The 24,550-nt window shown below is 53.2% G+C and carries 25 protein-coding genes; 9 read left to right on the top strand and 16 right to left on the bottom strand.

Features of this window, described 5'->3' with window-relative positions:
* Positions 1–58: 58 nt before the first annotated feature.
* Complete coding sequence (locus tag AC07UY_RS03455) at positions 59–1,375, top strand: anaerobic C4-dicarboxylate transporter family protein (RefSeq protein WP_494659263.1); 1,317 nt, start codon at positions 59–61, stop codon at positions 1,373–1,375.
* Positions 1,376–1,476: 101 nt separating this feature from the next.
* Here the strand turns inward: AC07UY_RS03455 and AC07UY_RS03450 are convergent, their stop codons facing one another.
* On the bottom strand, positions 1,477–2,790 hold the full coding sequence (locus AC07UY_RS03450; RefSeq protein ID WP_494700740.1) for an anaerobic C4-dicarboxylate transporter family protein: 1,314 nt from the start codon (positions 2,788–2,790) through the stop codon (positions 1,477–1,479).
* Positions 2,791–2,935: 145 nt separating this feature from the next.
* Between AC07UY_RS03450 and AC07UY_RS03445 the strand changes: the two genes are divergently transcribed.
* A complete protein-coding gene (locus AC07UY_RS03445; RefSeq protein WP_494659265.1) occupies positions 2,936–3,592 on the top strand; it encodes a FadR/GntR family transcriptional regulator in 657 nt (218 codons plus the stop codon).
* A gap of 172 nt (positions 3,593–3,764) precedes the next feature.
* The gene (gene cueR / locus AC07UY_RS03440; protein ID WP_494659266.1) at positions 3,765–4,175 is read left to right on the top strand and encodes a Cu(I)-responsive transcriptional regulator; all 411 of its coding nucleotides are present in this window, start codon (positions 3,765–3,767) and stop codon (positions 4,173–4,175) included.
* Here cueR and AC07UY_RS03435 read toward each other — a convergent pair.
* The 4 genes from AC07UY_RS03435 to AC07UY_RS03420 are packed head-to-tail and all read right to left on the bottom strand — an operon-like array spanning position 4,129 to position 8,411.
* Positions 4,129–4,887, bottom strand: a complete 759-nt coding sequence (locus tag AC07UY_RS03435) for a DUF3142 domain-containing protein (protein WP_494700741.1) — start codon at positions 4,885–4,887, stop codon at positions 4,129–4,131. The genes cueR and AC07UY_RS03435 overlap by 47 nt on opposite strands.
* Complete coding sequence (locus AC07UY_RS03430; protein WP_494700742.1) at positions 4,857–7,010, bottom strand: PA5441 family protein; 2,154 nt, start codon at positions 7,008–7,010, stop codon at positions 4,857–4,859. Before AC07UY_RS03430 ends, AC07UY_RS03435 begins: the two co-directional genes overlap by 31 nt.
* Positions 7,011–7,032: 22 nt before the next feature.
* On the bottom strand, positions 7,033–7,497 hold the full coding sequence (locus tag AC07UY_RS03425) for an NfeD family protein (RefSeq protein WP_494659269.1): 465 nt from the start codon (positions 7,495–7,497) through the stop codon (positions 7,033–7,035).
* Positions 7,494–8,411 (bottom strand): SPFH domain-containing protein, encoded by a 918-nt coding sequence (locus AC07UY_RS03420; RefSeq protein ID WP_203358614.1) that lies wholly within the window; start codon positions 8,409–8,411, stop codon positions 7,494–7,496. The genes AC07UY_RS03425 and AC07UY_RS03420 overlap by 4 nt, the downstream gene beginning before the upstream one ends.
* A gap of 149 nt (positions 8,412–8,560) precedes the next feature.
* On the opposite strand from AC07UY_RS03420, the gene fetA reads away from it, so the two are divergent.
* Both fetA and fetB read left to right on the top strand, forming a co-directional pair.
* Positions 8,561–9,238, top strand: coding sequence for an iron efflux ABC transporter ATP-binding subunit FetA (gene fetA, locus AC07UY_RS03415; RefSeq protein ID WP_494659270.1), 678 nt, complete (start codon positions 8,561–8,563; stop codon positions 9,236–9,238).
* Entirely contained in the window at positions 9,225–10,004 is a 780-nt protein-coding gene (fetB, locus tag AC07UY_RS03410; protein ID WP_494659271.1) for an iron efflux ABC transporter permease subunit FetB, read from the top strand. Before fetA ends, fetB begins: the two co-directional genes overlap by 14 nt.
* A 75-nt stretch (positions 10,005–10,079) precedes the next feature.
* Here the strand turns inward: fetB and AC07UY_RS03405 are convergent, their stop codons facing one another.
* Genes AC07UY_RS03405 through tesA form a run of 3 tightly spaced genes read right to left on the bottom strand, consistent with a single transcriptional unit; the run spans position 10,080 to position 12,420 of the window.
* A complete protein-coding gene (locus tag AC07UY_RS03405; protein ID WP_203358611.1) occupies positions 10,080–10,934 on the bottom strand; it encodes a co-chaperone YbbN in 855 nt (284 codons plus the stop codon).
* A gap of 60 nt (positions 10,935–10,994) precedes the next feature.
* Complete coding sequence (locus AC07UY_RS03400) at positions 10,995–11,765, bottom strand: SDR family oxidoreductase (RefSeq protein ID WP_494659272.1); 771 nt, start codon at positions 11,763–11,765, stop codon at positions 10,995–10,997.
* 28 nt (positions 11,766–11,793) lie between these two features.
* A complete protein-coding gene (gene tesA / locus AC07UY_RS03395; protein ID WP_494659273.1) occupies positions 11,794–12,420 on the bottom strand; it encodes a multifunctional acyl-CoA thioesterase I/protease I/lysophospholipase L1 in 627 nt (208 codons plus the stop codon).
* On the opposite strand from tesA, the gene ybbA reads away from it, so the two are divergent.
* From ybbA to AC07UY_RS03380, 3 genes are all read left to right on the top strand, one after another.
* A complete protein-coding gene (gene ybbA / locus AC07UY_RS03390) occupies positions 12,388–13,074 on the top strand; it encodes a putative ABC transporter ATP-binding protein YbbA (RefSeq protein ID WP_203358608.1) in 687 nt (228 codons plus the stop codon). The genes tesA and ybbA overlap by 33 nt on opposite strands.
* Positions 13,071–15,485, top strand: a complete 2,415-nt coding sequence (ybbP, locus tag AC07UY_RS03385) for a putative ABC transporter permease subunit YbbP (protein WP_494659274.1) — start codon at positions 13,071–13,073, stop codon at positions 15,483–15,485. Before ybbA ends, ybbP begins: the two co-directional genes overlap by 4 nt.
* A gap of 252 nt (positions 15,486–15,737) precedes the next feature.
* Entirely contained in the window at positions 15,738–16,871 is a 1,134-nt protein-coding gene (locus AC07UY_RS03380; protein WP_494659547.1) for a porin, read from the top strand.
* Positions 16,872–16,957: 86 nt separating this feature from the next.
* Here AC07UY_RS03380 and mnmH read toward each other — a convergent pair whose 3' ends face one another.
* The 5 genes from mnmH to ppiB form a co-directional block, all read right to left on the bottom strand.
* The gene (gene mnmH, locus AC07UY_RS03375) at positions 16,958–18,040 is read right to left on the bottom strand and encodes a tRNA 2-selenouridine(34) synthase MnmH (protein ID WP_494700743.1); all 1,083 of its coding nucleotides are present in this window, start codon (positions 18,038–18,040) and stop codon (positions 16,958–16,960) included.
* Positions 18,041–18,138: 98 nt separating this feature from the next.
* Positions 18,139–19,206, bottom strand: coding sequence for a 5-(carboxyamino)imidazole ribonucleotide synthase (purK, locus tag AC07UY_RS03370; RefSeq protein ID WP_301696598.1), 1,068 nt, complete (start codon positions 19,204–19,206; stop codon positions 18,139–18,141).
* Positions 19,203–19,712: a 5-(carboxyamino)imidazole ribonucleotide mutase gene (gene purE / locus AC07UY_RS03365; RefSeq protein WP_203358604.1), complete on the bottom strand. Its 510-nt coding sequence runs from the start codon at positions 19,710–19,712 to the stop codon at positions 19,203–19,205. Before purE ends, purK begins: the two co-directional genes overlap by 4 nt.
* A gap of 118 nt (positions 19,713–19,830) precedes the next feature.
* Positions 19,831–20,553 (bottom strand): UDP-2,3-diacylglucosamine diphosphatase, encoded by a 723-nt coding sequence (lpxH, locus tag AC07UY_RS03360; RefSeq protein WP_494659276.1) that lies wholly within the window; start codon positions 20,551–20,553, stop codon positions 19,831–19,833.
* Positions 20,554–20,555: 2 nt separating this feature from the next.
* Positions 20,556–21,050 (bottom strand): peptidylprolyl isomerase B, encoded by a 495-nt coding sequence (gene ppiB, locus AC07UY_RS03355; protein WP_203358602.1) that lies wholly within the window; start codon positions 21,048–21,050, stop codon positions 20,556–20,558.
* Positions 21,051–21,223: 173 nt separating this feature from the next.
* On the opposite strand from ppiB, the gene cysS reads away from it, so the two are divergent.
* Positions 21,224–22,609, top strand: a complete 1,386-nt coding sequence (cysS, locus tag AC07UY_RS03350) for a cysteine--tRNA ligase (protein ID WP_494659277.1) — start codon at positions 21,224–21,226, stop codon at positions 22,607–22,609.
* Positions 22,610–22,699: 90 nt separating this feature from the next.
* Here cysS and AC07UY_RS03345 read toward each other — a convergent pair whose 3' ends face one another.
* The 3 genes from AC07UY_RS03345 to folD form a co-directional block, all read right to left on the bottom strand.
* Positions 22,700–23,221, bottom strand: coding sequence for a metal-dependent hydrolase (locus tag AC07UY_RS03345; protein WP_494659278.1), 522 nt, complete (start codon positions 23,219–23,221; stop codon positions 22,700–22,702).
* Between the two features lie 130 nt (positions 23,222–23,351).
* Positions 23,352–23,564, bottom strand: coding sequence for a ribosome-associated protein YbcJ (gene ybcJ / locus AC07UY_RS03340; RefSeq protein ID WP_494659279.1), 213 nt, complete (start codon positions 23,562–23,564; stop codon positions 23,352–23,354).
* 1 nt (position 23,565) lies between these two features.
* Complete coding sequence (gene folD / locus AC07UY_RS03335; protein ID WP_203358599.1) at positions 23,566–24,432, bottom strand: bifunctional methylenetetrahydrofolate dehydrogenase/methenyltetrahydrofolate cyclohydrolase FolD; 867 nt, start codon at positions 24,430–24,432, stop codon at positions 23,566–23,568.
* Between the last annotated feature and the right edge of the window lie 118 nt (positions 24,433–24,550).

Raw genomic sequence — 24,550 nt, 5'->3', positions numbered from 1 at the left:
AATATAATAATCAATGCCTCCCGGATGCAATGTCCGGGAGTCTCTTTGAGGTGAAGAAATGGACGCTTTATTTTTTATACAATTGTTTATTGTACTAGCCTGTATTGGTATCGGTGGAAGATACGGCGGAATGGGGCTTGGCGCTGGTGGGGGGTTAGGGGTTGTAATATTAGTTTTGGGCTTTGGACTAAAACCTTCTTCACCATCCATAACTGCAATGTTAATTATTATTTGTGTTATTGGTGCTGTTAGTATATTGCAGGCCGCCGGAGGATTAGATTATTTGGTAAGAGTCGCCGAAAAGTTACTTCGCAAGAAACCACAGGCGATAACTTTTGTTGCACCAATATTAACTTCCGTATTTACGCTATTTTGTGGAACGACTTATGTCGCGTTCTCCTTGTATCCTGTGATTGCTGAAGTTGCCGCTGAAGCAAAAGTACGTCCGGAGCGTGCGTTATCCGCAACGGTAATTGCAGCCAGTGTGGCAGTTGCTGCCAGTCCTATGAGCGCGGCGACGGCCGGTATGCTGGCTATTCTGCATGAATATGCTGGGATCACGCTTGGACAAATACTATCGATTGCTCTCCCTTCATTTTTTATGGCTGCAATTGTTACCAGCTTTTCAGTCTACAAGCGCGGTAAAGAGCTGGAAGACGATCCTGAATTTCAACGGCGTGTTGCGGCAGGTGAGTATGAGTTCATGCACGACGAGCAGAAAAAAGAGTATGTCGCTACACCAGGCGCAAGAAAAGGGGTCGCTATCTTTGCCATTGCTGTGGTGCTAGTCCTTATTCTCGGATCTTTTACTGAACTTCTTCCTTCATGGGATGGAAAAAGACTATCAACCCCAATGGTCATTCAGATGATCATGCTGACCGCCGCTTTATTTATCATGATTGTGGGTAAAGTTCCGAGCAGTACGCTGAATAGCGGTTCTGTATTCCGTGCTGGTTTGATGGGGGTTGTAGCAATACTTGGTGTTTCGTGGATGACTGCAACCTTTTTTGATGCTTACCAGGCAGAACTGATCAATGTTTTTGGCGGTCTTGTGAATGGTGCGCCAATGCTGTTTGGCGTAGTCGTATTCTTGTTTTCTCTGGTGATCATGAGTCCGGCTGCGACGGTAGCGGCAATTATGCCATTAGGCGTCACTTTGGGTATTCCGGCTCCGTATCTTATCGCTATTTTTGCCTGTACTTGCGGTGATTTTATTATACCAGGGGCAAATCAGATTGGTTGCGTGGCGTTTGACAGAACGGGCACGACCAAAATTGGACGCTTTGTTGTTAATCATAGTTATATTCGTCCTGGTTTCGTCATGGTTCTCTCACAGGTAATCTTTGCTTATTTAATTGCGCAGGTTGTCCTTTAGTTCTGGGCGAAGAGAGATACAGTGATTGTACGTTGACGTGAATGACTGGCATCCCCTCTGTTTTATTCAGAAGGGGATGTCGCAGGGATAATATTTCGGCACTATATGATTTTGGCAAAGAGGAAGCAGAAAAGGGTAGACGCCAGAACGGTGACCAGACCAGGTAACATGTAACTGTGATTTACCACATACTTACCAATGCGAGTTGTTCCAGTCCTGTCAAACGCCACGCATCCAATTTGTGCTCCACCTGGAATAATAAACGATCCACACGTTACCGGAAGTAATGCTATCAACGTTTCAGCCGGGTATCCCATTAATACGCCAGCAGGTAATAATGCCACTGCAGTTGCTGCAGGGCTGTAAATCACAGCGGAAAGACCAAACACAATCACACCGAATAGCACGGGGTTATGAAAACCGTGGAAAGCTGTATTAAATAATTCATGCCATGCTTCAAAGAAAGAGTTCATCATCCATGAAAGGCCAAATATAGCAACGACACCGACCAGGCCTGCCTTAAAAACAGAACCTGAATCAAGTTTCGAAGGAGAAATTCGACACACCATCATAATGATACACGCTGTTGTCAGCATGATTATTTGCAATGCGGTTGGGATGCTCATGCGCTCTATGCCGGAACCGGTGTTCCATACCGGTCGTAATTGAGGAATAGATCCCATAATAACAACCAAAATGATGCCGGTAAGAAAAATCAGCAATCCTCTCTTCGCTTCTTTTGTCACTATGTTTGCCGTACGTTCTTCAGCCTTTACTGACTCAAATTCACCTTCAGCAACCCTGCGTTGAAATTCCGGATCATTTTCAAGCTCATGACCTCTTTTAAAGACAAAAAGACAGCCAACAAGGCAGCCAAGAAAGGTTCCGGGTACGGTGACTAACAAAATATCCAAAGCAGATATGTGCAATCCGGCAAGGACTGCAATTGTTCCCGTTACGACTGCACTGACCGGGCTGGCAATGAGTCCAAAATTGGCGGCAATAACTGACATCGACATTGCTCGCTCCGGCCGCACTCGGGCATCTGCTGCGATTTCTGCAATGACCGGGTAAACGGAAAAGGCGACGTATCCTGTTCCACATATAGCCGTAAAAAGATAAGCGACCGCTGGCCCCAGAAAAGTGATTGCACCAGGCCATTTTCTCAGAACTCTTTCAGCCATCGTAACGAAGAGATCAAGGCCACCAGCCGCCTGAAGGATAGTGATACAAGTAATAACTGCAAGAATAATAGAAATGACAGTAATAGGAGGGGAGTCGGGAGGGAGGCCAAATCCAAAGGTCAGAATAGCGAGCCCTAATCCGCCAGCAGCGCCTAACCCAATCCCCCCAAAGCGCCCGCCTATACCAATACATGTAAGAACTATCGCAAACTGAATTACGAATAAAACCATAATTAATTCCTTTTTGTTAACAAATATTTTAATATTATTCTAATAATGATTGGTTATAATTTTATCATGATAGTGTATAAAGTAACCTAATTTATTATATTATTTATACTTATGAATGTAGTAACACTGTAATCAGAGAGTGTTTATGGATAAGAAAAACGAACTGTTTGAAAGTATTAAAGATTATCTACTTGATGATGCTAACCGTAAAGCTGATGGCCGTATTGAAACAGAAACTGAACTCGCAACTCGTTTTAATACATCACGATATAAAATCCGTCAGGCGCTCAGTACCCTTGCGCAGATGGGTATGCTTGAGCGTGCCCCTCGCCGAGGCAGCGTGTTGAAAAATGTGGGACAAAGCAGCATTAACAATCAGCTGCTGATGCAGTTCGATCTGTCTGGTTTTGACATCACAGAATTTACAGAGGCGAGGATCCTGATTGAGTGTGCGATCATTCCACTGGCAACCCGCCGAATATTTCCGGCCATGCTCTCGAAACTTGAAAATGAACTGAGGCTGATAGAGGAAAATGCAGACAATCCGCAAGAAGCCGATCAACACGATCGGGATTTTCATCTGCTCTTGCTACAGGCAAGCGGCAATCGCGTTCTGCAGGTTTTCTCTGATGTATTAATTACTTACTTTGAGAAAACGAGAGAGTCATTACCGGCTAACGATCGTCAATATTTCCTGGATAGCGCGACAAAACAGAGGGAAATATTGTCATACATTAGAAAAGGTGATGCGCAGATGGCTTCAGAACTAATGCGCACCCATCTGCTGGAGAAGAAATTATAAATTGTTTGTGTTCAAAAAAATGGGACGTCAGGTTGGAGAATTTCTTTATTTATCGACCCGTCCTTTAGTGGCTTTCCTGCTGCGAGGTTGACTCGGATCGTATCAGAACTATAAGGGAGAAGGATGTGCGTTATAATGAGACTCGGCTCTTCAATGATCTGATGGGGGAAATGTGAATATTAGCGATGTGGCGAAAAAAACCGGGTTAACCAGCAAAGCGATTCGATTTTATGAAGAGAAAGGGCTGGTGACGCCGCCGCTGCGTAGCGAAAATGGATATCGCACGTACACCCAGCAACATCTGAATGAACTGACGTTATTGCGTCAGGCGCGTCAGGTGGGATTTAACCTGGAAGAGTGCGGCGAACTGGTGAATTTATTTAACGACCCGGGACGGCACAGCGCAGATGTAAAAAAGCGTACGCTGGAGAAAGTCGCCGAAATTGAACGGCACATCAGCGAGCTACAGGCGATGCGCGGGCAACTGCTGGCGCTGGCGGATTCCTGTCCTGGCGACGACAGCGCAGAGTGCCCGATTATCGATAATCTTTCTGGCTGCTGTCATCACAAAACTCAGGCTTAGTTGCCAGCTGTTTGAGCATAAACACCACGGTGCCGCGATACCAGGGAGAGGTTCTGAGTTGCGCGTCGTCCTGCGCGTCCCAACTTCCGTTTTGCACCAGCCCGAGCTTAAAGGGAATGCGCAGCCGCTGCAGCGCGGGCAAATAGTGCGCATAGTTGTCGACCGTATGACGCCCCTGATAGCTTTGCACCACCAGTTCATCCACCGGCAGCGCGTTGAGGGTGTCGATATCACCCGTTTTCGCCCAGTCCAGCAGCCCGGTCACGCCAAGGGCAAACTCGGGCGGTAACTGCTGGCGCAACTGACGCAAAAAAACCGCATAGTCCGCCAGTTGATGAGTGGCGGCGTCAAAATCGACCTGCAAGCCAATGACCTGGTTGCCCATTTTTTGCCAGCGCTGCATCAGGTGGATAATCCGCGCCGGGATCGCTTCCGGCACGTCAAGCGTCGTAAAACGCACGGTGAGCCAGATCGTCGGAAACGTCAGACGACTCACCGGCAATCCCAGGCGCTGAAAGACCACCTCGCCTGAGCGTGTCAGTACCTCGCCCTGATGCAGGTAGACCGTTTGCGCATTTTTCAGGTCAGCGCTGGCTTTGACGCCAGACCACAGCCAGAACGCCTGGTGTTCGCGGGCATTGACCGTCTCTGCCGCCTGCGACTGACCTGTCAGCAGTGCGACTACCAGTAATACTTGAGCTTTTGTGCCCACGGGCTACCCGGATACTCTGTTTTCAACTGCGTGAACCAGCCTTTGCGCTGTACTTTATCGACCTCTTCGCCGCCACACTCGTTCATCCCGGACGGCGAATAGCACATGATGGCCCGGTAGAGGGCGTAGCTTTTATCCTCGGGTTCCGCTTTCGGTGAGGCGATAACCTGCTGGTAGTAGCTCTGGCGATCAAACTGGCCATACGGATGTTTGCGGTCGATGGCTGCCTCCAGCGCCGCGTTTCCCTCACCGTCTTTCCATAAATCGACATGGGTTTGCGTGGTGCGGAAAAATTCGCCGAGGCAATTGAGGGCATGCGCGTCGTTGGCTTTTTTGCTCAGGACGCCTACCGTTTCGCTCAGGCCACGACAGACGTATCCGGCATCCGCCGCGCTGCCATTCCAGTCAAAGACGCTCAGATTCACATCGTCGAACGCCTCGCCGATGACCGGCGGTGTAATCGCCTTCACAAGTTTGATGTCGGTTAACCAGTCGCTAAAACGGTTTTCGGTAAGATCGCGAACCAGCAGGGTGTGCAGGGCGATGGTGCGTTCTTCATTATTCGTTCCCTGGGTCGCCTGCTGGCGCAACAGCTCAAGTGGAGCCTGCGTTTTCAGAACCCGGGAGCGGAATCGCAGGTTGGTCACCGGACTTTGCGGGGCAAAAATCGCGTTAATCTCGTTGTTATAAACCAGCGTTGCCGCCAGTTTTGCCTGGAGATACTGCTGCTGCTCGTTATCCTGGCTGAGTTTCAGCAGCTGTTGCCAGAAATCACGCGCCGCCTGCCACTGTTGTTGTCCCATCATCGCTTCGCCGTACAGCACCTGCTCACTGAAGGCGAGAATATCATGGGCCGGGAGCTGTTTTGCCGGGGTGATGGCCTGAACGATCGCGGCGTGGTTGCCCGTCGTCATCCACAGATTGAGCTGCAGGTTGTGCCACAGCGGCGCTTTTCCACCTTTCTCAAATGCCGGTTTGCTGCTGTCGAGGAAGGCTTGCGTCAGCGTTGGTTTATTGTCGCTGTTCGGGCGCAGCGCGCGTAATAATTCGATGTAGCTTATCTGGAGCGCATCAGGGAATGCTTCCGTGAACGGGGCGTTGTAGAAGCGCATGCCGTACACATTATCGTATTCAGTCACCAGACGACGCAGTGCGTCAGGATCTTTTGCCTGCTGGAATGTCTGCTCATACAATGCCGCCAGTTGTGGCCACGCTTGCTGATACCAGTTGATACGGCGCAGCATGCCGCGAGCCGAATCGGCATACAGGCCTTGCGGCCAGCGTTGCAGATAGCGCTGTGCGGCTTCTTGCGCCTGGTTTGCGAACTGCTGGTCTATCTTGCTGATATCAAAATCGCCGTATTCGCCGGTACTGTGCTGGCTACTTTTGTTCAGCGCCGTACGCATCAGCATGTATTGCGCCGTCTCTTCCAGCCAGGGATTTTTGCTGTTCGCCAGGGCGGTGAAATCCTGCTCTGCGGATTTGTAGTCTTCAGTGTAGAAATAGGTGGCGCCAGTCAGATACGTTTTGTACAGCAGGGCGGAGGAATCTGCCGGAAGCGTTGCAAGCGCTTCAGAGACCTGCCCTGTTGTGGCGCCACCCCAGATTGCCATGCGCGCCTGCGCCAGCGCATGACGTTGTTCCGGCGTAAGCGTAGCGTCATTGATAAGCGCCGTGAAAAACTGACTCACGCCGTCGCTGCTATTCGAGACGTAGCGGTTTTCCAGGCCGCTGTCGTTTTCGCTCAGACGCGCGATCTCCGCCGGATCGATTTGCAACGCCGTTGCTTGCTGAGTCAGCGTTGGGTTCTCGCTGGATACCACGGTTGGCGAAGAGGGGGCGCTCACGGCATCCCATTGCGGATGATAGGCAAAATAGTAATCGCGGGAACGAGTGATATCCGCAGGCATCGACTGCACGGGGAGTTCGAATGATTTTGCTTCGCTGAATAACCGCAGCAGGTTGTCGCGGGTATCATTTCCGGGAGTGAGTACGGGGACGCCTTTCAGCAGGCAATTTTTGCTGCTCCACGTGCAGTCTTCGATATCGAAAGAGGCGAATGCCTGTGGCGCACCCGCCAGCAGCGCGCAGAGGGCGAGTGTAAGAGGAGTCTTCCTGGCCATAATAGTATTTATTCCCTGATGATTATTGTTCTGATAATACCGATTTGATTTTCAACGTAATGCCTTCTACAGCGATCACTTCGACATGTGTACCGGCAGTGAGATCCTGATCGGCGCTGACGGGCCAGGAGCTGTCGCCGACCCGCATGTGCCCATGCCCGTTGACCAGCGTAGTGTCCAGAATAAACCGACGCCCAACCAATTGTTGTCCGCGTTGATTGAGATGGTTGTCTGACGGTTTTTTCTCACCGACGCGCCGCGTCAGCCACTTCCACCAGAACCACGCTGCCAGCAGGGTTAACACAGAAAACAGCGTTCCCTGCCACTCCCAGCCGAGAGGTAGGAGCCAGACCGTTAATCCGGTGATCACCGCCGCCACGCCGCTCCAGAGCAGATAGCCGTTACCGCCGAGCATCTCAGCGGCCAGTAACAGACCGCCGAGGCTGAGCCAGAAAAGATGCGGATGTACCAGAATCATTTCAATCATGGGTTTTTCCGTTCGCTGGCGCTGTCCTTAATCAGTTCGGTGATCCCGGCAATGGAGCCCATCAGACTGCTGGCATCGAGCGGCATCATCACCACTTTACTGTTGTTAGCCGAACCAATTTTTTGCAGCGCTTCGGTGTATTTCTGCGCCACGAAATAGTTAACGGCCTGAATGTTTCCGGAGGCGATAGCCTCAGAAACCATTTGCGTGGCGCGGGCTTCCGCTTCGGCGGAGCGTTCGCGGGCTTCTGCCTGTAAAAATGCCGACTGACGGTCACCTTCGGCGATCAAAATTTTTGACTGTTTCTCACCCTCGGCTTTGACGATCTCCGCCTGGCGGATCCCCTCGGCTTCCAGGATATAGGCACGTTTGGTACGTTCCGCTTTCATCTGCGCGTTCATGGCGTCGATCAACTCCGCCGGAGGACGAACATCGCGGATCTCAATGCGGGTAATTTTGATACCCCACGGGTTGGTGGCTTCATCAACAATGTGTAACAGGCGCGTATTGATGTTGTCGCGCTGGGAGAGCATTTCATCAAGCTCCATTGAGCCCAGCACGGTACGGATGTTCGTCATGGTTAGATTGATGATGGCCAGCTCCAGATTACTGACTTCATATGCGGCTTTCGGCGCATCAATCACCTGGATAAAACAGACCGCATCAATCGAAACGTTGGCGTTATCTTTCGAGATGACTTCCTGAGATGGAATATCGAGCACCTGTTCCATCATATTGATTTTTCGGCCAATGCGATCCATAAACGGGACCACGAGACTCAGACCCGGCTGCAGTGTATTGGTATAGCGACCAAACCGCTCTACGGTCCACTGGTATCCTTGCGGAACGATTTTGACGCCAGCACCGACAATCACCAGTGCGACGAAAATAAGAATCGGGATAAAGATAAGCATCGATAAACCTCCTGTAGTGTTGTCCATGTCAAAAACGATTTTTATTGTCTCTGTTAATCAATTATACCTGATTAATCATAGTGAGTTACCTCCTGGTCATTAGAGGGATACACTACATTTTTGCCAGAAACATGAAAAACGGATGTGTAATGAAAGAAGAAAGCATTTTGCTCCAGCTAAAAAGGGTGGGATACCAGGCCGGAGCTACCAACATTCTGAATAACATCAGTTTTAATCTTAGGGCGGGGGAGTTTAAGCTGATTACCGGCCCTTCAGGATGTGGTAAGAGCACGCTGCTAAAAATTGTAGCATCGCTGATAAGCCCAAGCCATGGCGAGATCTATTTTGCCGGGGATGAGATAACAACCCTGAATCCCGAGCACTATCGCCAGCAAGTCTCTTATTGCGCCCAGACGCCCGCGCTGTTTGGCGACACGGTTTACGATAATCTGATCTTCCCGTGGCAGATCCGCCATCAACGGCCGGATCCTGACGCATTTGCCGCCGATCTGGCGCGCGTTGAATTACCGCAAGCGATCCTGACCAAGAGTATTACTGAACTTTCGGGTGGTGAGAAACAACGGATCGCCTTAATCCGCAACTTACAGTTTCTGCCTAAAATACTGCTGCTGGATGAAATTACCAGCGCGTTGGATGAGAGTAATAAACGCAATGTGAACGATCTTATCCATCATTATGTCCGCGATAAAAATATCGGCGTGTTATGGGTCACTCACGATAAAGATGAAATAAACCATGCGGATAAAGTGATCACACTCCAGCCTCATGCTGGAGAAATGCAGGAGGCAACCTATGAACGAGCATAATATTACGAATGAATCTCTGGCATTCGCGATGATGCTGGTAGTGGTGGCGATAATGATTAGCCACAAAGAAAAACTGGCGCTGGAGAAAGAGATTCTCTGGAGCATCTGCCGGGCGGTGGTTCAGCTTGTTATTGTGGGGTATGTCTTAAAATACATATTCGGCGTTAATCATGCCGTTTTGACCATTTTGATGGTGTTATTCATCTGTTTTAACGCGGCGTATAACGCGCAAAAACGCAGTAAATATATCGGCAAAGCCTTTATCTCATCGTTTATCGCTATTACGTCCGGCGCAGGTTTAACGCTGGCAGTATTAGTGCTTTCTGGCTCCATTGAATTTGTTCCCATGCAGGTGATCCCCATTTCCGGCATGATTGCGGGGAACGCGATGGTGGCCGTCGGTCTGTGTTACAACAATCTCGGTCAGCGATTCACTGGCGAACAACAGCAGATTCAGGAAAAACTCAGCCTGGGCGCAACGCCGAAAATGGCGTCTGCCGGACTTATCCGCGACAGCATTCGCGCGTCGCTTATTCCGACCATAGATTCGGCGAAAACGGTGGGCCTGGTGAGTTTACCGGGGATGATGTCGGGGCTTATTTTTGCCGGTATCGACCCGGTGAAAGCGATTAAATATCAGATAATGGTGACCTTTATGCTGCTCTCAACCGCCAGCCTGTCGACCATTATCGCCTGCTATTTAACCTACCGGAAGTTTTACAATTCGCGCCACCAGCTGGTGGTGGCGCAACTGAAGAAGTCGTGATGGTTTAGCGGATGGCGGCCTGCAGACAGGCATAATCCTGTAGGCCGGATAAGCGATAGCGCCATCCGGCATCAATCAATAGAGCAGGGCGTACAGCTGGCGGCGGTATTTTGAGGCCAGCGCGTCGCCAGTCCCCAGCGCCGCGAGAATTTCCTGGAACGTTTTACGGGCCTGACCCTCAGCGGCAGAGAGATCTTTTTTCAGATGGCTGAACAACAGTTCCAGCGCTTCTTCATTACGCCCCACCTGATGCAGCTGTAGCGCCAGTTGCGCGGCCAGCGCGGCATCCTGCGGGTGTTCTGCAACTTGTTGCTGCAAATGCTGAATTTCCGGGGTGTCCGCTGCCTGTTTCAGCAGTTCAATTTGTGCGACCAGCCCCTGATAACGGGTGTCCTGATCCTGCAATGGCACGGTCTTCAATACCGCTTCGGCATCTTCAGAGCGGTTGAGGGCAATTTGCGTTTCCGCCAGCAGCAGACCGATTTCACTGTTCTGGCTGGAGAGCTGCCAGGCGTCTTTCAGCAGCGGCAGCGCCTCTGCGTAGTTGCCTTCCTGCATCAGCTGTATCGCCTGCTGCGCTTTCAGCTCTTCTTCACGCGGCAGCACTTTGTCGAGCAGCGCGCGGATGACTTCTTCCGGCTGCGGCCCCTGGAAACCATCTACCGGTTGACCGTTCTGGAACAGATACACAGTTGGGATGGCGCGCAGACCAAACTGGGAGGCGATCATCTGCTCCGCGTCGCAGTCCAGTTTCGCCAGAATAAACTGACCGTTGTATTGCGCAACCAGGCTTTCCAGCACGGGCGTCAGTTGCAGGCAGTGCTGACTACGCTCAGACCAGAAATAGAACAGGACCGGGGTGGTCATTGACTGTTCAAGGGTCTGCTGCAAATTGGATTCGTTAATGTTAACAATATTCTGTACGGACATGGAGTCGCTCTCTTTTGTCTATATTTCCTTTTACATGGGGGCTGAGACGCGTGCTTCAACTCACCCCTGTAAAATTTTGTCCATTATGCGCCCTGGCAGCAGGCGTTTAAGTAGCATGACGGCCCACGTCACCATCGTAACGGGGTAGCGTAATTTCGGTTTATCGCTTTCAAACGCGCGGCGCACTTTGGCGACAACGGCCTCCGGCCCCAGCGTAAAACGTGCGGCGATACCGGGGTTTTCTACCGGTTGGTCATTTTGCGTCTGGTTAACATTTTCTGTGAAGCGGGTGCGAATGGGGCCGGGTTCGATCAGACTGACTTTGATCCCGGTGTGGCGCAGTTCCATACGCAGCGCGTCTGACCAGGCCTCCAGCGCGTATTTGCTGGCCGCGTAAGCGCCGCGACCTGGTGTGGAAATCAGTCCCATCACCGAGGAGGTCATGACAATGCGCCCTTCGCGGTGGGGCAACATGGCGGGCAGCAGACGCATGGTGAGCTGATGTGCGCCGAAGAAATTGGTGGAAAACTGTTGTTCCATCTGCTCGCGGCTGATGGTTGAGAGCGGGCCATAAACGCCATAACCGGCATTATTAAAGATCCCATACAAACAATTATCGGTCAGGGCGAGCACTTCCTGGGCGGCGCAATCCACGCTTTCGGGGGAATCCAGATCCAGCAGAATACCGGTGAAGCCCATACTGTTCATGCGAGCGACGTCTTCGGGTTTGCGGCAGCCCGCCAGGATTTGGAAACCCTGGCGCTTGAGTTCCAGGGCGCTTTCCAGACCGATTCCGCTGGAACATCCTGTTATTAAGACCGATTTTTGCATAACTTTACCTGTCAGGATCTCCGTTGACTTACGAGTCGTGGTTAACTAATGGCGTCAATTGTTTCGCCATCCAGTCGGCGATAAACGGTTGAGCGTCGCGATTAGGGTGAATGCCGTCGTCCTGCATCCATTGGGGTTTCAGATAAACCTCTTCCATAAAAAAGGGCAGGAGTGGAATATCGAACTCTTTGGCAAGTCTGGGATAGATGGCGCTAAAGGTTTCATTATACCGACGACCGTAGTTTGCGGGCAGACGTATTTGCATCAGCAGCGGTTTGGCGTTTGCGGCTTTGACGTCTTGCAATAATTTACGCAGCGTTTGCTCCGTTTGCTGAGGCTGGAACCCGCGTAAACCGTCATTGCCGCCCAGTTCTACCAGCACCCAACGGGGTTGATGTTGTTGTAGTAACCCGGGCAGGCGCGCCAGCGCTTGTTGCGAGGTATCACCACTGATACTGGCGTTGACCACCGTTGTTTTGGTCTGCCATTTATCATGCAGGAGCGCCGGCCAGGCGGCATTGGCCGACATGCGGTATCCGGCGCTCAGGCTGTCGCCCAGAATCAGTAACGTATCCGCTGCGGCGGCGCGGAAGGTTAACAGAATCAGGAACAGGAAGGGCAGATGCCAGCGGAAAACATTGTTGAAGTTCATCATCTTAAGAAGTCCGTCGGTCAGGGGGAGCATGAGCTTTCCATCCTTACCGGAGTTGAACTGGTTGTCAAACGCGGCGATACCCTTGCGCTGATTGGTGAGTCGGGGTCGGGGAAATCCACCTTACTGGCGATTCTGGCAGGCCTCGATGACGGCAGTAGCGGCGAGGTGAGCCTTGTAGGCAAACCGTTGCACGCGATGGACGAAGAAGCGCGGGCGCAGCTACGCGCACAGCATGTTGGGTTTGTTTTTCAGTCCTTTATGCTGATCCCCACGCTGAACGCGCTGGAAAACGTCGAGCTGCCCGCGTTGTTGCGCGGTGAGAACAGCGGTCAAAGCCGCGCAGGCGCGAAAGCGCTACTCGAACAGCTAGGATTGGGAAAACGGCTGGACCACCTCCCGGCGCAGCTTTCCGGCGGAGAACAACAGCGCGTGGCGCTGGCGCGGGCCTTCAATGGTCGTCCGGACGTGCTGTTTGCCGACGAGCCAACAGGCAATCTCGACAGACAAACCGGCGATAAGATTGCCGATTTGTTGTTCTCACTCAATCGCGAACATGGCACGACGCTGATTCTGGTGACGCACGATCCGCAACTGGCGGCACGCTGCGACAGGCGTCTGCGGCTGGTCAATGGGCAGTTGCAGGAGGAGGCATGATTGCACGCTGGTTCTGGCGCGAATGGCGCTCCCCGTCATTACTGATTGTCTGGCTGGCGCTGAGTCTGGCGGTGGCGTGTGTGCTGGCGCTTGGCAAGGTCAGCGATCGCATGGAAAAGGGGCTCAGTCAGCAAAGTCGCGAGTTTATGGCGGGAGACAGGGCGCTGCGCAGTTCTCGCGAGGTGCCGCAGGCGTGGATTGAGCAAGCGCGCAAATGCGGGCTGAAGGTGGGAGAACAACTGACGTTCGCCACCATGACCTTCGCAGGCGATACGCCGCAACTGGCGAATGTCAAAGCGGTAGACAGTGTCTATCCGATGTACGGCGAACTACAAACCGACCCGCCAGGGCTAAAACCACAACCCGGTTTTGTACTGCTGGCACCGCGCCTGATGGTGCTTCTCAATCTGAAAATCGGCGACACCCTTGATGTCGGTGACGCAACGCTGCGCATTGCCGGGGAGGTGGTTCAGGAGCCGGATTCTGGTTTTAACCCTTTCCAGATGGCGCCGCGGCTGATGATGAATATCGCCGATGTTGAAAAAACGGGGGCGGTGCAGCCGGGGAGTCGCGTCACGTGGCGCTATAAATTTGGTGGAACGGCGCAGCAGCTCGACGGTTATGAAAAATGGCTGCTGCCGCAGCTTAAGCCAGAGCATCGCTGGTACGGACTGGAGCAGGACGACGGGGCGCTGGGTAAATCGCTGGAACGCTCGCAACAATTCCTGCTGCTTTCGGCGCTGTTAACGCTGTTGCTGGCGGTGGCTGCCGTTGCCGTTGCGATGAGCCATTACTGTCGTAGCCGCTACGATCTGGTCGCCATTCTCAAAACGCTGGGGGCCGGTCGCGCGCAATTACGTAAGCTGATCATCGGTCAGTGGTTAATGGTGCTGGCGCTTTCTGCGGTCACGGGCGGTGGCGTTGGGCTGCTGTTCGAAAAGGTGCTGATGGTATTGCTCAGGCCCGTTTTGCCTGCTGAGTTGCCCCCAGCCAGTCCCTGGCCATGGCTTTGGGCACTTGGGACGATGACCGTCATCTCTCTGTTGGTCGGGCTACGTCCCTACCGACTGCTGTTAGCGACACAGCCGCTGCGGGTGTTACGCCGTGATGTGGTGGCGAACGTCTGGCCGCTGAAAATCTATCTTCCGGTCGTGAGCATGGTGGTCGTCGCTCTGCTTGCCGGGTTAATGGGCGGCAGCATGCTGCTGTGGGCGGTTCTGGCGGGTGCGGTGGTGCTAGCGCTCCTGTGCGGGGTATTAGGCTGGATGTTGCTGAATGTCCTGCGTGGCCTGACATTAACCTCGCTGCCGTTACGGTTAGCAGTGAGTCGACTGCTGCGCCAGCCCTGGTCCACGCTGAGCCAGCTCTCCGCGTTTTCGCTCTCCTTCATGCTACTGGCGCTACTGCTGGTGCTGCGCGGCGATTTACTGGATCGCTGGCAGCAACAAATGCCGCCGGAAAGCCCAAATTACTTTCTGTTAAACATTGCGACTGAACAAGTGACGCCGCTGAAAGCGTTCCTCTCGGAGCATCAGGTGATCCCCGAAGCGTTCTACCCGATTGTGCGGGCGCGACTGACGGCCATTAACGGGAAACCCACGGAGGGGAATCAGGATGAAGCGCTTAACCGCGAACTGAATCTGACCTGGCAGGATATTCGCCCAAACCATAATCCGATCACGGCCGGAAACTGGCCACCAAAGGTTGGGGAAGTCTCGATCGAAGAGGGGCTGGCGAAACGCCTGAAGATAGGCCTCGGGGATTCCGTGACCTTTATGGGCGATACCCAGGAGTTCAGCGCGAAAGTCACCAGTTTGCGCCGGGTGGACTGGGAAAGTCTGCGCCCCAATTTCTTCTTTATTTTCCCCTCTGGCGCGCTGGATGGGCAGCCGCAAAGCTGGCTCACCAGTTTTCGCTGGGAGAACGGCAACGGCATGCTGACACAGTTGAACCGGGAGTTTCCCACTGTCAGTCTGCTGGATATTGGCGCGATCCTCAAACAGGTGGCCCAGGTACTGGATCAGGTGAGTCGGGCGCTGGAGGTGATGGTGGTTCTGGTGACCGCCTGCGGCATGCTGCTGTTACTGGCGCAGGTGCAGGTTGGTATGCGCCAGCGTCATCAGGAGCTGGTGGTCTGGCGAACGCTGGGGGCGGGTAAAAAACTGCTGCGAACCACGCTGTGGTGCGAGTTTGCCATGCTGGGACTGGTTTCCGGGCTGGTGGCGGCCATTGGCGCTGAAACGGCGCTGGCCGTGTTGCAAACCCGCGTTTTTGACTTCCCGTGGGAGCCTGACTGGCGACTGTGGATCGTGCTGCCCTTTTGTGGCGCGCTGTTACTCTCCGTTTGCGGCGGATGGCTAGGCGTTCGTCTTTTGAAAGGTAAAGCGCTGTTCCGTCAATTCAGTAATTAATTCATATGTGTGATGGTTGCGCGCCGGTTTTTATACTGGCGCGTACCCATTATGTGGCACAAATTGATAACTCCTTGATATTTAGTAGCACAAATCATTAAAAACCCGCCAACACAGCAGTATCAATAAAAGTTAATATTCACTTGATGAATAATTAGCAGGCTATCCCCGTCAGAACTCATGTCGCCTGGTGACGCGTGTGCGTCAGCCAATCGCGTGAATTTTTCAGGGTAAATCTATCAAGGAACAATGATGAATATAAAAACAACAGCGCTGGCGGCATCGATCGGCGCAGCAGTGGCATTGACGTCTTTCGCCTCTCAGGCGGAAATCACGGTTCTGAAACAGGATCCTCAGGCGGGTAATCCTCTGAGCCGTCTCAACTTCACCGTCGGCGGGAGTATTCGTCCGCAGTTCCAGAATATGGCTGGCGATGATGGTGCAAATGGGTATAAGCGTAATGGGTTTGACGGCGGTACACGTTTCCGTTTCGCCGCCGATTACTACCTGTTTGATGACATTAGCTGGGTCAGCTACTACGAGCTGGGCGTGAACTTCCCGGCGATGTTCAACTGGGACAACCACTACGCGGATGGTGCCAACGACACGACCCGTCGTATGTTATACACCGGTCTGAAAAGTGATACCTGGGGTACGCTGACCTTCGGTCAACAGAACAGCATTTACTATGATGTGGTCGGGGCGAAAACCGATATCTGGGACTATGACATGATCGGTCAGGCACCGGGTAACGGGATTAACGGCGACTACGATGGTTCGTACCGCACCCGTAAATCTCTGAAATATAAGAAAGCGGTGGGGGATGTTGATCTCTACGCGTCTTATCTGTTCAGCGACGACTACAACCCGAACAATGGCCTGAAATACAAACGTAAAGGCGGCGGCTCTCTGGGTGTGGATTATCACATCACAGACGATCTGACCTGGGGTACGGCGTGGAACTACACCCGTGCGGAGATGCGTGGCAACGACAGCAAAACCTACGACCAGAACATCGTCGGTACAGCATTTAGCTGGACGCCTGACAACTGGACCTTCTCCATGGGTGGCGGCTGGTATCAGAACTTCATGACCACCAAAAAAGTGTCTGTTAATGATTACTTTGCCGGTGATGCGTGGGGTCTGGAATACTTTGCGGGCTATACATTCCCGATTGGCCAGTATGCGGTGAAATCCATCCAGCCTTACTTTATGGGCGATCGTATTGAATACGTGAATGGTCGTGATTATCTGCGCACCGACAACGGTGTGGGGATCAGCTTCCAGCTGGATTATGGTTTCCGTGTTGATTACGAACACGTCTTTACCTCCAGCACCGACGATCTGGGTGATATGAACCTGGTGCGTCTGCGTTACGACTTCTAAGTCTGACACTGTGCCCGGTGGCGCTACGCTTACCGGGCCTACAAAATATATGCCGGATGAGGCAATTGCTGCCATCCGGCATTTTTTTAGTGGCTTAGCCACTCTCCGACGTCATCAAACGTGCCGCGAAAAACAATTTTCTCTGCTTTCTTTTCGAGCTGATAGCGATACATCGGGTCGTAATACTCTTCCAGCAGCGGAACCAGCCAACTGAAATGCGCCTCGGTGCTGCCGGTGCTCTGCTGTTCAGCCAGGGCAATATCGAGCGCGGTGGTCAATTCTTTAAATCGTTGCAGACCCAGCCGACGCTGAATGGCTGACAGCCCGTGGTGCAAATATTCGCTGTATTCCTGCCAACCGTGCTCTTCGCCGTACGCGTGAGTAAAGTCATGATGCATACGCACGAAATACTCTTCACGCAGCCGTTCCAGACGCAATTCAAAGGGATCGTTAACCACCGCAATGACCGCCTGTGCCATACGCTCGCGCAAGCATTCCGGCAGATGGTTCGAGCCAATCATCCGGCCTTCGTCCTCCAGCACCCATAAACGCGGCGTCTGGCGCGCATCGACCTTGAGCAACTCACTTGCCAGCAGGTTTTCAAAACTGGCCTGACTGAGTTGCGGCAACAGCGTACGGCCAAATGAGGAGCCGCGATGGTGCGCCAGCCCTTCGAGATCGATACCGTTGGGCTGCTGTTGTACCAGTTGCGTCTTGCCGCTGCCGGTACAGCCGCCAATTAAGACGATGGGCTTTTGCACCAGTTCTACGGTGAGGCGGATGGCAGACTGGCGTAACGCTTTATAGCCGCCCTTGATCAGCGGGTAGTCAATACCTGACTCACGCAGCCATTGCTGAACAATGTGCGAGCGTTGGCCGCCGCGCGCGCAGCAAAGATAGCCGGTGGGCCGTTGTTGACACGCTTCTCGCCAGCCATCCAGCCGCTGTTGGCGAAGTTCGCCGGACACCAGTTGATGACCAAGCTTGAGTGCGGCCTCTGGTCCCTGGCGCTTGTAGCAGGTGCCGACGGCGGCGCGCTCTTCATCATTCATCAAGGGCAGGTTAATGGCTGCGGGCATGGCGCCCTGGGTGAATTCGCCTGGGGCGCGTACATCGATTAAAGGCGTGTCGGCGGTGAGGATCGCGCGATAATCCGTTCCATCGTTCATGGGAGATCCTGATAAAACAAAACAGCAATGGGCAGGATTTTACGCGCTGAGAGAGGGGCCGGGAAAGGATAAGTTCTATTTCCCGGCATTTTTCTGGGTTATATGAGCTTACTTTGCGCCCAAATGATGCCGCTGGCGTAGTCTGGCGGCAGTAATGGCGCCAGTGCCTCCAGCGTGGCGTTAAGGCGCGCGGTGTCGCTGTCGGTCAGGTTCAGGTGACCCACCTTACGCCCCGGGCGAACCTCTTTGTCGTACCAGTGCAGATGCACTAACGGCAGTTTCAGCCAGTCATAATTCAAAGGACTGCCAATCAAATTCACCATCACCGATGGGCTGTTCACCACCGGTGTCGGTAATGGCAGTCCCGTGATGGCGCGCAGGTGCAGCTCAAACTGACTGATGCTGGCGCCGTTTTGCGTCCAGTGCCCGCTGTTATGCACGCGCGGGGCCAGTTCGTTGATCAACAGCCCTTCTGAGGTGATAAAGCACTCCATCGCCATCACGCCAACGTAACCCAACTCCTGCATGATGGCGGAAAGCATGGCTTCCGCCTGTTCCTGCAATCGGGTGTTAGCCTGCGGAAACGCCACGCTGGTGCGCAGAATTCCGTCCTGATGCAGGTTGTGCGTCAGCGGATAAAATACGGTGCTGCCGTCGTGACCGCGTGCGCCAACTAATGACACTTCCCCGGAGAAGTTGATCCCCTGCTCGACAATACACTCGCCGTAGCAGTCATTCGGGAGTTGGTCAGTTTCATCATTGCGCAAGCGCCACTGCCCGCGACCGTCATAACCCCCGACGCGGCGTTTGACAATCGCCAGTTCGCCTAAGCGTTCGAAAATGTGCGGCCATTCGTCGCTCCCGGCCAGCAGTTGCCACGGTGCGGTGGCAAGGGAGAGTTTGTCAAAAAGCTGCTTTTGCGTGAGTCGGTCAGCGATAATTGGGAATACATCGCGGTTGACAAAGGCCGGGTGGCGCGCCAGTTCGCGGGTCAACGCGGTTTCTGGCCAGCGCTCAATTTCTGCGGTAATTACGCTTTGCTGAAAAGGAACAGCGGCAGGTTCGGCGTCCAGTCCCACTGGCCAGACGGCTATCCCTAACGGTTCACCGGCCTGGCGCAGCATCCGCCCTAACTGTCCGTTACCCAGCACGCAGACCTGCTTCATGCCGCACCCCGCGGATCTGGATTCTCCAGCACCTCATCCGTTTGCGCTTTACGCCAGTCATTCAAGCGCTGATGCAGCGCGCTGTCATGGGTCGCCAGAATTTGTGCTGCCAGCAGTGCTGCGTTCGCCGCGCCCGCTTTGCCAATCGCCAGTGTACCGACCGGAATACCGCGTGGCATCTGAACAATAGAGTAGAGGCTGTCAACGCCGCTCAGCGCCGCGCTCTGTACCGGAACGCCCAGCACGGGCACCAGCGTCTTCGCCGCAATCATGCCCGGCAAATGTGCGGCACCGCCAGCACCGGCAATAATCACCTGATAACCGTTCTCTTCGGCGCTTTCGGCGAAGCTGAACAATTTGTCGGGGGTGCGGTGAGCGGAAATAACTTCAACGTGGTGTGGAACGTTCAGGATTTCAAAGATTTCGGCGGCAAACTGCATGGTAGCCCAGTCGCTTTTGGACCCCATCACGATGGCGACACGCGCCGGATTATTGCGGGAAGACATGCGTCTGAAAACTCCTGTGGTGCGGGACACACTGCTTTTGAGGCCACAGAGAATAGCATGATAATCCGGCAAGGAAAACGGTTGCGCGGTTAAAGTTGCGGCGAATAGCTGTGAGAATTTAAAACGGGAAGGCGATCAGTTCAACGTTGTCTGGCGTGACTTTTACCATCGAGCCTTCGTGGTGCCAGGCACCTAAAACGACACGAAAAGCAGGTTTTCCGTTAATAGTGAGTTCATGCACCGCCGGGCGATGGGTATGACCGTGAACCAACCACTGAACCTGATGTTTTTCCATCTCAGCCACCACGGCCTGCTGATTAACATCCATAATTTCCAGTGATTTACTGCTGTTGGCGGATTTGCTGCCAGCCCGCATTTTGGCGGCAATGCGGCTACGAATAAACAGCGGCAGGGCAAGAAACAGCGTTTGCAGCCAGGGTTTGTGCACTTTGGCGCGAAACGCCTGGTAACCGACATCGTCGGTACACAAGGTATCGCCATGCATGATCAACACGCGTCGGCCATACAGGTCAGGCACCTTTTCCTGCGGTAGCAGGGTCATGCCGCTTTCACGGGCAAAACGTTTTCCGAGCAGAAAGTCGCGGTTACCGTGAATGAAAAAACAGGGCACGCCGGAATCGACCACCGCTTTAATCGCCGCGGCTATTTCGTGGTGCAGGGGATTGGGATCGTCGTCGCCTATCCAGGCTTCGAAAAGATCGCCCAAAATGTACAGTGCGTCTGCCTGACGCGCTTCACCGGCTAAAAAACGCAGAAAACCGGCGGTGATCGCCGGTTCTTCTGTGCAGAGGTGAAGATCTGCAATAAACAGTGTCGCCACGATTACTCGCTGACGGTCACGTTTTCGACGATGACGTCTTCTTTTGGTACGTCCTGATGCATGCCGCTGCGACCGGTGGACACCGCTTTAATTTTGTCTACAACGTCCATGCCTTCAACGACTTCAGCAAATACGCAGTAGCCCCAGCCCTGCATGCTTTCAGCAGAGAAGTTCAGGAAGTCGTTGTCGACAACGTTAATAAAGAACTGGGCAGTTGCGGAGTGCGGAGCCTGAGTACGCGCCATTGCCAGCGTACCACGGGTGTTTTTCAGACCGTTGTTGGCTTCGTTTTTGATCGCCTCTTTGGTGTCTTTTTGCTTCATGCCCGGTTCAAAACCGCCGCCCTGAATCATAAAACCGTTAATGACACGGTGGAAAATGGTGTTGTTGTAAAAACCTTCGCGGCAGTAGTCCAGGAAGTTTTTAACTGTTTCAGGCGCTTTGTCATCAAAGGTTTTGATTACGATATCGCCGTGATTAGTGTGGAAAGTAACCATTTTTGCATCCTGTTCCGATATAGTGGTGCTTCGACCCAACGCTGGGTCACAGATAGTGGGGTGTTATAGCATAACCGTAAGACGGGATCATCTTGCAATGTGTGCTGATTCCAGTCTGAATTATGGGTATTATACAGACTTTATTATCCACACACGTCTATACGGAATCTTCGATGTTAAAAATCTTTAATACACTGACGCGCCAGAAAGAGGAATTTAAGCCTATTCATGCCGGGGAAGTCGGCATGTACGTGTGTGGTATTACCGTTTACGATCTCTGTCATATTGGTCACGGACGTACATTTGTTGCCTTCGATGTGGTGGCGCGCTACCTGCGTTTCCTCGGCTACAAACTGAAATACGTGCGTAACATTACCGATATCGATGACAAAATCATCAAACGCGCCAACGAAAACGGCGAAAACTTTGTGGCGCTGGTCGATCGCATGATTGCCGAGATGCACAACGATTTCGATGCGTTGAACATTTTGCGCCCGGACCTCGAACCGCGCGCAACGCACCATATCCACGAAATCATTGAAATTACTGAACAGTTGATTGCCAAAGGTCACGCCTACGTGGCAGATAACGGCGATGTGATGTTTGATGTCCCGACGGACCCGAACTATGGCCTGCTGTCACGCCAGGATCTCGACCAGCTCCAGGCCGGGGCTCGTGTGGACGTCGTTGACGTGAAACGCAACCCGATGGATTTCGTGTTGTGGAAGATGTCCAAAGAGGGCGAGCCGAGCTGGCCGTCACCGTGGGGCGCAGGGCGTCCGGGCTGGCATATCGAATGTTCGGCGATGAACTGCAAACAGTTAGGCAACCATTTTGATATTCACGGCGGCGGTTCTGACCTGATGTTCCCGCACCATGAAAACGAAATCGCCCAGTCCACCTGCGCGCATGACGGCGAGTACGTGAACTACTGGATGCACTCCGGCATGGTGATGATTGACCGCGAGAAAATGTCTAAATCCCTGGGCAATTTCTTCACCGTGCGCGACGTCCTGAAATACTACGACGCCGAAACCATTCGCTACTTCCTGATGTCCGGCCACTATCGTAGCCAGCTGAACTACAGCGAAGAGAACCTGAAACAGGCGCGTTCGGCGCTGGAACGTCTTTACACTGCGCTGCGCGGAACGGACAAATCCGTTGCTCCTGCGGGTGGCGAAGCGTTTGAAGCGCGTTTTGTTGAGGCGATGAACGACGATTTCAACACGCCGGAAGCCTACTCGGTATTGTTTGATATGGCGCGTGAAGTGAATCGCCTGAAGGGTGAAGATATGGCGGCGGCGAACGCGATGGCCTCGCATCTGCGTAAGCTCTCTGGCGTGCTGGGTCTGCTGGAACAAGATCCAGAAGCGTTCTTACAAAGCGGCGCGCAGGCGGACGATGGCGAAGTTGCTGAGATTGAAGCGTTGATTCAACAGCGTCTCGATGCCCGTAAAGCGAAAGACTGGGCGGCGGCAGATGCGGCGCGTGACCGTCTGAACGAGATGGGGATCGTGCTGGAAGATGGCCCGCAAGGGACCACCTGGCGTCGTAAATAATCGTCTATTGCCGGATGCGCTGATGCGTGCCCGGCCTACAAAGTATGATCCGCTCGTAGGCCGGGTAAGGCGAAGCCGCCACCCGGCTTTTTAACGTCTACGCCACCACAACATTCCCATCACCACCACACCCGGCAACCACACCCACATCAACTCAGACAGCATCACCTGATGCCCGTACGGCGTGGCATAGCGTGAGAGTGCAAACGGTGCGACTTTGATCACCTGCCAGGGGGCAAAGAAGCGTTCGTCAGACCACGGCCACAACCAGCCGACGCCTTTTCCACCGGAGGTGACTGAATCCAGCAAACTGTGCGACAGCAGTGAAACCGTCAGGAACAGCCAACAGCGAACCAGCCCCGCCCTAAACCATCGTCGCCCGATCAGTACACATAAAAAGGGTATGACAAAGGCAAATAACAGTGAGTGGGTAAAACCACGATGGCCAAATACGTTGCCGTAGGCAATCCCAAACTTAAACGCCAGTACGTCGGCATCGGGCAGCATCGCCAGCACGATCCCGGCAAACAGCAGGCGAGGGGGAATAACCTTGAGGCCGAGGCCTAATCCAAGACAAAGAGGAACGGCGGCGTGGGTAACAATGGTTGGCATGAGGTTCGCTTCGTATGAAAAACAACATGCTAACAGTTTACTGTTTACTGTGAAGGGACGATGAAGTTAATTATCTGAAATATGGGGGAACTGGCCGGATAAGGGGTTAACCGTTATCCGGCAGCTGAGATCACGCGACGACGTTAATGTTGTGACCTTCATAGCTCACGGTGTGTCCCGCGACGATTTTGCAGCGTTTACGGGTTTCCACCGCGCCATCGACCTTAACTAAACCTTCAGCAATGGCTATTTTCGCCTGGGCGCCGCTTTCACACCAGCCTTCCAGTTTGAGCAAATCGCACAGCTCCACGTGCGGATGCTTGCCTAAAGAAAAATTCGCCATATTAATTACCTTGTGGATCGTGATATTCAACACACGCCTGCAGCGTGTTTTCGATAAGTGTTGCGACGGTCATCGGACCGACTCCGCCCGGCACTGGCGTGATGTATGACGCACGTGCCGCCGCATCGTCAAAGACGACGTCGCCGACAACTTTACCATTTTCCAGACGGTTAATGCCGACATCGATTACGATGGCGCCTTCTTTTATCCACTCGCCGGGAATAAATCCGGGTTTGCCGACGGCCACGATCAACAGGTCGGCATTTTCGACGTGATGACGCAGGTTTTTGGTAAAGCGGTGAGTGACGGTGGTGGTGCAGCCTGCCAGCAGCAGTTCCATGCTCATCGGGCGACCGACGATGTTGGAGGCGCCAATCACCACGGCATTCAGCCCGTAGGTATCGATATTGTAACGCTCAAGCAGGGTAACAATACCGCGCGGAGTACACGGACGCAGACGTGGCGCGCGCTGGCACAAACGACCTACGTTGTATGGATGAAAGCCATCCACGTCTTTGTCTGGCGCGATGCGCTCGAGCACTTTGACGTTGTCGATGCCCGCCGGTAACGGCAGTTGCACCAGAATACCGTCGATGGTGTTGTCTGCGTTAAGCGTATCGATAAGCTCAAGCAGTTCCGCCTCGCTGGTGGTTTCAGGCAGGTCATAAGAGCGGGAGACGAACCCCACCTCATCACAGGCTTTACGCTTGCTTGCGACATAAATTTGCGAAGCCGGGTTGCTACCTACCAGCACAACAGCCAGTCCTGGGGCGCGAAGTCCGGCCGCTAAACGTGCCTGAACTTTTTGAGCAACCTCAGAGCGCACCTGCTGCGCAATCGTTTTACCGTCAATAATCTTTGCTACCATCAGAGAGAAGATTCCATCTGTTACGTTAAGTCAAAGGGGATGTGACTATTTTGTCAGAAGCGGGGCGCGCTGTCAGTTTTCGTTTGCGTATTTAGATGCGATCGTGGCGGTGTGGCCT

The organism is Citrobacter sp. GW821-FHT02E08 (assembly GCF_059421685.1).
This window is presented reverse-complemented; position numbering and strand designations above follow the sequence as displayed.